The 7,517-nt window shown below is 67.0% G+C and carries 8 protein-coding genes; 6 read left to right on the forward strand and 2 right to left on the reverse strand.

All coding sequences use genetic code 11. From position 1 onward, the window contains the following. The 5 genes from AC36XV_RS12990 to AC36XV_RS13010 all read left to right on the forward strand — a co-directional run. Nucleotides 1–538, forward strand: a 538-nt coding sequence (locus AC36XV_RS12990) for a tetratricopeptide repeat protein (RefSeq protein WP_492204113.1), incomplete at its 5' end; no start/stop codon positions are given. 138 nt (nt 539–676) lie between these two features. Then, a complete protein-coding gene (locus AC36XV_RS12995; RefSeq protein ID WP_492204114.1) occupies nt 677–1,417 on the forward strand; it encodes a hypothetical protein in 741 nt (246 codons plus the stop codon). A gap of 261 nt (nt 1,418–1,678) precedes the next feature. Further along, entirely contained in the window at nt 1,679–2,203 is a 525-nt protein-coding gene (locus tag AC36XV_RS13000; RefSeq protein WP_492204115.1) for a DinB family protein, read from the forward strand. Beyond that, nucleotides 2,196–4,430: a protein kinase domain-containing protein gene (locus AC36XV_RS13005; RefSeq protein ID WP_492204116.1), complete on the forward strand. Its 2,235-nt coding sequence runs from the start codon at nt 2,196–2,198 to the stop codon at nt 4,428–4,430. Before AC36XV_RS13000 ends, AC36XV_RS13005 begins: the two co-directional genes overlap by 8 nt. Nucleotides 4,431–4,479: 49 nt before the next feature. Then, nucleotides 4,480–5,487 carry an aldo/keto reductase gene (locus AC36XV_RS13010; protein ID WP_492204117.1) on the forward strand — a complete coding sequence of 336 codons (1,008 nt, stop codon included), beginning with the start codon at nt 4,480–4,482 and terminating at the stop codon, nt 5,485–5,487. Nucleotides 5,488–5,575: 88 nt separating this feature from the next. Here AC36XV_RS13010 and AC36XV_RS13015 read toward each other — a convergent pair whose 3' ends face one another. Next, a complete protein-coding gene (locus AC36XV_RS13015) occupies nt 5,576–6,082 on the reverse strand; it encodes a hypothetical protein (RefSeq protein WP_492204118.1) in 507 nt (168 codons plus the stop codon). Between the two features lie 51 nt (nt 6,083–6,133). Further along, nucleotides 6,134–6,943, reverse strand: coding sequence for a hypothetical protein (locus AC36XV_RS13020; protein ID WP_492204119.1), 810 nt, complete (start codon nt 6,941–6,943; stop codon nt 6,134–6,136). A 258-nt stretch (nt 6,944–7,201) separates the two neighbouring features. Between AC36XV_RS13020 and AC36XV_RS13025 the strand changes: the two genes are divergently transcribed. Continuing rightward, nucleotides 7,202–7,517 (forward strand): carboxypeptidase-like regulatory domain-containing protein (locus tag AC36XV_RS13025; protein WP_492204120.1); only part of this gene is annotated, 316 nt, incomplete at its 3' end.

Genomic DNA, 7,517 nt, shown 5'->3' on the forward strand with positions numbered 1-7,517 from the left:
CCCCTTGAATCCTGTCAGCCACGTGGCCCTCGGATCGGAGTACCGCCGTGCGGGGCGGCTCGATGAAAGCATCGCCTCCATGCGGACGGCCCTCAGCCTGAGCCCCGGCCACGCCGGAGCCCAGTACGCCATCGGCGTGGCCCTTCTGCTCAAGGGGGAGCCCGAATCGGCCCTGGAGGCCATGCGCCTGGAGTCCGCCGAATGGTATCGCCTGACCGGCCTCACCATGGCCTACCACGATCTGGGGAGGCCCGAGGAATCCGACGAAGCGCTCGCCGAGCTGGTGGATCAGTACGAGCGTGGCTGGGCCTATCAGGTCGCGTACGCGGAAGCCTATCGGGGGAACGTCGATGCGGCTTTCGAGTGGCTGGCCCGGGCCGCGGAGTACGGTGATCCGGGTCTCGCAGAGATCTCCACCCAGAGCCTGTTCGCGAACGTGTGGGACGATCCGCGTTGGCTGCCTTACCTCGAGAGCATCGGAAAATCACCGGGACAGCTGGCGTCCATCGACTTCGAAGTGCGGCGGCCAGCGTCGTAGCTCACCTCTCTCCGACACCCGGTTGTGACCAGGCCGGGCCACCCGTCGTCTCTTCTTCGAAGCCCTTACGGAATGAATTCGCGAATCGCCGAGTCGAAGAAATCCAGACAGCAATGAACGGGAATGTGAGGGGAGCCCATGAACACTCGAATCGCCGCCGGCCTCATCCTGATTTCCGCCCTCGGCCTCGTGGCCTGTGACGACAGCCCGACCGACACGGACAATCTCGACAGCTCGATCAACTACGACGTCGCCATGGTCTCTGCCGATGCGACGATCGAGGACGTCCGGGCGCTACGGGATCCGCAGGTCGGCGGGTACTTCATGCACGGCCGGGAGGGCACGCGCAGCGTGACGTTCTACGACGCGGAAGGGAACGAGCAGGAAGCCTACGACGAGCTCACGACCGAGAAGATCCACATGGTCATGGAGATGGAGCACGAGCTCGAGCGGGCGGGTTGGACCGCCTACATGACCCGGTCGCGGGAGATGATCGTGACCGGTCTGGAGGGCGCCGAGACGACGCGCACGGTCAACGGCTCGGGCTCGGAGTACGCGACCCGGAGCCGCCACACGGATACCGAGGGACTGCGCACGTACGAGATGTCGGGTACCCGCACGATCGAGGACGTGGTTCACCCGGTACCGCGGGACGCCACGAGCTGGCCGCTCTCGGGCACGATCACCCGAAACATGACGATCACGATCACGACCGAGAACGGGACCGAAACCCGGTCGCGGGAGGTGATCATCACGTTCAACGGGACCCAGTATCCCGAGATGACCGTGAACGGCGAGGCCTTCGAGATCGATCTCGCAGCCCGGGATGGCGAGCGGCCGTTCCATCGTCACGGCCACCGGGGCGGCCCGGGGCGCTGAGCCGAGACGGCCTTACTCCAGTCGGGCATGGGGGGGCGGTGTCGCCCCCCCTCCCCCCGGCGATCCTTCCTGCTTCCGTCCGTGTCCCGGATGACCGAGGCGACCTTCTGCTGACCCTCCCGATCTTCCGCTCTGAACCGTGCCCCGGCCGCATCGACTGCCGCCTGACCTCGCTCTCTCGAGCGCCGCCGGCATCTGCAATCTTACCCCAGTTTGCTGTACCTTCGAGCGACGACACGTTCCACCCGCGAGGATCCGATATTGGTCACCGTACAGCGTCCGGACCCCGACGAATACTCTCCGGCCTTCGCCGGCTACGTGGCTCGCGTGGCCGACGGCGAAGTGATCACGGCTGCCCTCGCGGCCCAGAAGGAGGAGGTGGCGCTCCGCCTGACCGGCATCCCGGAAGGGCGCGGCGACTACCGGTACGCACCGGGCAAGTGGAGCATCAAGGAAGTGGTCGGCCACCTGTCCGACACCGAGAGGGTGTTCGCCTACCGGGCGCTGCGCATCGGGCGGGGAGATTCGACTCCGATGGCCGGGTTCGACGACCAGACGTACGTGGCCGCCACGCAGGCCGAGCGCCTCGCGCTCGCCGACGTGGCGGACGAGTGGGTCACGGTCCGCGCGGCGACCCTGACCCTGTTCCGCGCGCTACCGCCGGAGGCCTGGACGCGCATCGGCGAAGCCAGCGGCCACCCGGTCAGTGTCCGGGCCGTGGCATACATCATCACGGGCCACGTCCGACATCACCTGGAAACACTGGGTGCCCGATACGGTGAATGATCCAGGCGGGTCGCTCGAACGGCTCGCATCGGCACTAGCCGGCCGCTACACCCTCGAGCGCGAAATCGGCCGCGGGGCCATGGCCATCGTGTACCTTGCCAGGGACCGGAAGCACGGCCGCGGTGTTGCCCTCAAGGTGCTCCTGCCGGAACTGGCCGCCGCGATCGGGCCAGAGCGATTCGCACGCGAGGTGGAGATCGCGGCACGTCTGAGCCATCCCAACATCCTGCCGGTGTACGATTCGGGCGAAGCCGACGCCCAGCTGTTCTACGTCATGCCGTTCGTCGAGGGTGAATCGCTGCGGCAGAAGCTCGTGCGGGAGCAGCAGCTGCCGGTCGACGAAGCGGTTCGGATCGCTCGCCGGATCGCCGCCGCTCTGGCTCACGCGCACGACCGGGGGGTGGTGCATCGAGATGTGAAGCCGGAGAACATCCTGCTGTATGCCGGTGAGCCCGTGCTGATGGACTTCGGAATCGCGATGGCGGCGGGCGCCGCGGACGAGCGCCTGACCCACACCGGCTTGCTCGTCGGTACGCCCACTTACATGAGCCCGGAACAGGCCTCCGGGGAGCGCGAGCTCGATGCGCGGAGCGATCAGTACAGCCTGGCGTGTGTGCTGTACGAGATGCTCGCGGGCGAGTCGCCTCATCCCGGGCCCAACGCACGTGCCGTGATCGGCAGGCGACTGACCGAGGCGGCACCTTCGGTCCGGCGCCTTCGTCCCACGGTTCCATCGAGTGTCGAGGTGGCCCTGTCGAGAGCCCTCGCATCCGCACCGGAGGATCGCTTCGAATCGGTCACGGCGTTTGCCGAGGCGCTCGCGGATGGCCCATCCGGCGGGCCGAAGCCGAGATCGGTGGCCGTGCTTCCTTTTCTCAACTTGAGCGCGGACCCGGAGAACGAGTACTTCGCCGATGGAATCACAGAGGATGTGATTGGACAGCTGTCCAAGATCCGCGACCTGACAGTGATCTCGCGCACGTCGGTCATGCCGTTCAAGAAGCGGGAGCACGGGGTGCGGGAGATCGCCCGCAAGCTGAACGTGGGCACGCTGCTCGACGGGAGCGTCAGGCGCGCCGGCGATCGCGTGCGGATCGTGGCCCACCTGGTCGACGCGGAGACCGACGGGCACCTGTGGACGGAGACATACGACCGCGAACTGTCCGACATCTTCGCGATCCAGACGGATGTGGCGCTTCACATCGCGGAAGCCCTGAAGGCCGAGCTCTCTCCCGGTGAGAAGTCGCGCATCCGGCGCAAGCCGACGCGGAACGTGGAGGCCTACCAGCTCTACCTCCAGGGCCGCCACTGCTTCATGCGTCTCACGGAAGCGGGGATCCTGAAGGCGATCGAGTTCTACGAGCTGGCGATCGAGAAGGACCCCGGCTACGCGCTGGCGTGGGCCGAGCTGGCGTTTTGCTACTCGGAACTGGCGATCGGAGTGGGAGGCGGCACGATGGAACCGGCGGAGGCAAACCGCCTCGCCCGCGAAGCCGTGTCCCGGGCGCTAGAACTGGACGCTGATCTGGCCACCGCGCACGCCACCATGGGCCAGATTCGGCTCAGCAACGACTTCGACTACGAGGGGGCCGAGCGCGACCTGAAACGGGCGCTGGAGCTGGACCCTGGCAACCTGGACACGATGGATGTCTACGGTCGGATGCTGGCCGGCCTCGAGCGCTACGACGAGGCCCTGGCTGTGCAGCGCCGCGCCCACGAGACGGATCCACTGGAGCACCGGCTCGACTGGGTGACCACCCTGCTGCGCGCCGGCCGATATGAAGAGGCGCTCGAGGGGGCGCTCCGGATCGTCGACCTCGAGCCGCACCTGGCGCACGGCCGCGCCACTCTGGGCTGGGCCTACATCCTGCTGGGCCGGTTCGAGGAGGGGTTGGCCGAGCTTCGCCAGGCAGTGGCGCTGGCCCCCGGTCACACCATGTTCCGGGCGCAGCTCGGGCAGGCCCTGGGTCGCGCCGGCGATGTCGACGGGGCACGTCGCATCGCCGGGGAACTGGAGGAGACGTCCAAGGAGCGGTACGTCTCGCCCTACCACCTGGCTTACGTGTACACTGGTCTGGGTGAACACGACGCGGCCGTGAAGTGGCTCGAGAAGGCCTACGAGGAGCGTGCCGGCGCCCTGTACACGATCAAGGGCTCGTTCCTGTTCCGGCCGCTGCACGGGCACCCCGGGTTCGAGGCCCTGCTCGCGAAGATGAATCTGGCCTGACGGCAGCCGTGCCGTCGGGGCGAAGCGCGATTAGCGGGGATTCACGACGATGGCACCACCTGCATACAACGAGGGAATCACCTACCGGGGAATGCCCTATTCACGCCTCGGGACGTCGGGCCTCACCGTGCCCGTGGTCAGCCTCGGCCTGTGGAACAACTTCGGGGCGGAGGCCGACGACGAGGTCTGCAAACGGCTCATCTTCGAGGCCTTCGACCGGGGCGTCACCCACTTCGACCTGGCCAACAACTACGGCCCGCCACCCGGATCGGCCGAGGAACGGTTCGGAAGGATCCTGAAGCACCTTCCGCGTGACGAGATCACCATCACCACCAAGGCCGGATACCTGATGTGGGAGGGGCCGTACGGAGACGGAGGATCCCGGAAGTACCTGCTGGCCAGCCTCGACCAGTCGCTGCGGCGGCTACAGGTCGACTACGTGGACATCTTCTACCATCACAGGCCCGACCCCGACACGCGACTCGATGAAACGATGGGAGCGCTGGATTCCGCCGTTCGGATGGGAAAGGCGCTGTATCCAGGGATCAGCAACTACGGCGCGACCCAGACGCGGCTCGCGGTCGCCTGCGCGGAGGAGAACGGCTTCATGCCGCTCCTCGTGAACCAGTCCAAATACAACCTGTTTCAGAGGAAGATCGAGGACGATCTGCTCTCCACGGCGGCCGAGGCCGGTATGGGGGTCGTCGCGTTCTCACCGCTCGCCCAGGGCCTGCTCACCGATCGCTACCTGGAGGGCATCCCGCCGGGCTCGCGAGCCGGCCGGGACGACGGCTACTCCGGGGCGCTGACCGCGAGCCAGGTCACCGAGGAGGCGCTGATCAAAGTTCGTGCTCTCCGGGAGGTGGCCCGCCGCCGGGGACAGACGCTCGCCCAACTCGCGATCGCGTGGACGGTTCGCGAGCGGCCCGGCGGCCGGGTGGCGAGCGCGATCATCGGGGCGAGCTCGGTGGAGCAGCTGGAAGAGAATCTGGCGGCCGCCCATGGGCCGCCGCTGTCTGACGCCGAGCTCGAGGAGATCGACCGGATCTGCGGGTGACCGGGGCGATGCAGGCCTTCACGGAGGAAGCCCACCAGGCGGGACCCGTCTGACCGTTCGCTGAGTCTCGCCTAATGGTCGAGTTCCGTCACCGGGGCAGCGCGACAGGCTCCCAGGTCTCGGTACGAATCGCTGCGCCCAGGATCGTGCCTATCACCGCACCGGCTCCCGCACCGACGACCGCGCCGAACGCGATCCAGCCCCCCGTGTCGGCTCCGTCCGGGTCGTCACACCCTCCCTCGATGGCGCATGCGATCCCAATCAGGCCGGCGCCGAGCACAGCACCCCCCAGTATCCCGAAGCCGAGACCCTTCCACGTGTTCGAATGGCTGCCCAGACTCGCCTCGAGACTCTCGATGGCAGCGAACGGTAGCGAAAGGGGAGGCGAGGGGTCGTCGACCACATCGAGTGTGAGGAAGGACCCATCCGCACTGATGTAGTTGCCGATCAGCGGGCTGCCTTCCATGGACGGAGCCGTGACACGCACTCGCGTGCCGAACTCCAGTCGCGGCGCCTGCCCGTACAGCCCGTTTGCGGGGATGGCGCCGAGACCGAGGAGGCACCATGCAAGCAGGGTGGACATCGGTGCCCTCATCGTGCCTCCCCGTATCCTCGCGTGTCCGCTAACCGAGCGTTCGACTTCGCGTCAGCTTGCGTCCGTCACCTGTTCCGGCACGGGCTCCGCAGGACTCGCCTCACGGAGTTCGAATCCCTCCAGTGAGACGCTGGTCTCGCCGGTCCCCGGGTCGAAGCCGTAGCACGTGGCGGTCGGGTAGTACCCGCGGACGTCCACCGCTGGCGGCGACTTGATCGGGAAGCACTCGGTGTGCTTCTCCTGCAGGAAGGCCAGCGTCACCATCTCCTCGTAGAAGGTGATCCGGCCGTCGTAGGTCCCGTAAATCCAGGTCCGCGTGAAGGGCTCGCCGTTGAATTCGGGTCCCGTCGGGTCGATCAGGTGGTTGCCCATGGCCGGGGCCACCGCGTCGACACTGATGTAGTCGGGCGCGACGTAGTTGGGTGGGACGGGCTTGCGGCCGATCTCGAACTGGTCGCAGCGGATCAGCTCGCCGCAGGGGCCGGGGTGCAACGCGAAGACCTTCTCGATCGGCTCCATGTAGAAGTGGATGTCGAAGTGGGGCACGTCGTACACGCCCGGCGGGAGGTGGCCCACCGGATTCCAGTTCAGCCCCGCCCACTGGAACGGGATGTCGGATCGGGAGGCGACCGCGCTCGGAAGCGGTATGACCCAGCCGTGCTCCGGGAGACACTCGGCCATCGGATCGACCACTCCGTCTTCGTCCACGTCGAAGCAGTTGTGGAGGTCGGAGTGCTCGGCGGGCAACTCGTCGAAGAAGTTCGAGCTGAGCGTCAGGCCGATCGCGAGGGGTTTGCCCGCTGCATCGAACTCGGCGTAGGACTGGGCTGTGGCGTCGCCCACGTGGGCCATCGCGCCCATGTCATGCTCGGTTTGATCTTCGGGGGAGCCGGCGGCGCTGCAGCCGACAAACAACAGCGGAACGAGCAGTGGTGCGATGAATCGGGCCATACCGATACCTCTGACGGCGAAGATTGGAAGCCTCGTGGTGGTGCCCGTCTCCACTAACGACAGAACGAGCCCGTTCTGTCAAGCGGCGGTTGCTGACGCCGACAGGTTCTCGGGCTCGCGTCGAGGAGGATGTGGTGAGCCGCATCCCGCATGGCTATCCTCCGGCGCATGAACCGACGAATCGTGCTTCTCGGTGCGCTCTTGAGCGCCGGAATCTCTGCCGATGGTCTGGTCGCCCAGGACGCGCCGAAGGGCACGATCCTCGGGCGCGTCGTGGGCGTGACCGGAGAGCCCGTTCCCAGCGCGCTGGTGGAGATCCTCGACACGAATCTCACCGGTATCAGCGACGCACGGGGGCAGTTCGCGATCCGGGGCATCGCTCCGGGGGCCTACACGGTGCGGGCCGGCACTCTCGGCTATCGTCCCGTGCTTCTCTCGAACGTCATCGTCGGCTCGGGGAAGCCTTTGACCCTCCGGATCGAGC

It is taken from the genome of Candidatus Benthicola sp. (assembly GCF_058719085.1).

Excerpts from the sequence above, each read along its gene's own strand:
- AC36XV_RS13015 (WP_492204118.1), bottom strand. The coding sequence starts at position 6,082 with ATGAGGGCACCGATGTCCACCCTGCTTGCATGGTGCCTCCTCGGTCTC.
- AC36XV_RS13010 (WP_492204117.1), top strand. The coding sequence starts at position 4,480 with ATGGCACCACCTGCATACAACGAGGGAATCACCTACCGGGGAATGCCC.
- AC36XV_RS13020 (WP_492204119.1), bottom strand. The coding sequence starts at position 6,943 with ATGGGCGCGATGGCCCACGTGGGCGACGCCACAGCCCAGTCCTACGCC.
- AC36XV_RS12995 (WP_492204114.1), top strand. The coding sequence starts at position 677 with ATGAACACTCGAATCGCCGCCGGCCTCATCCTGATTTCCGCCCTCGGC.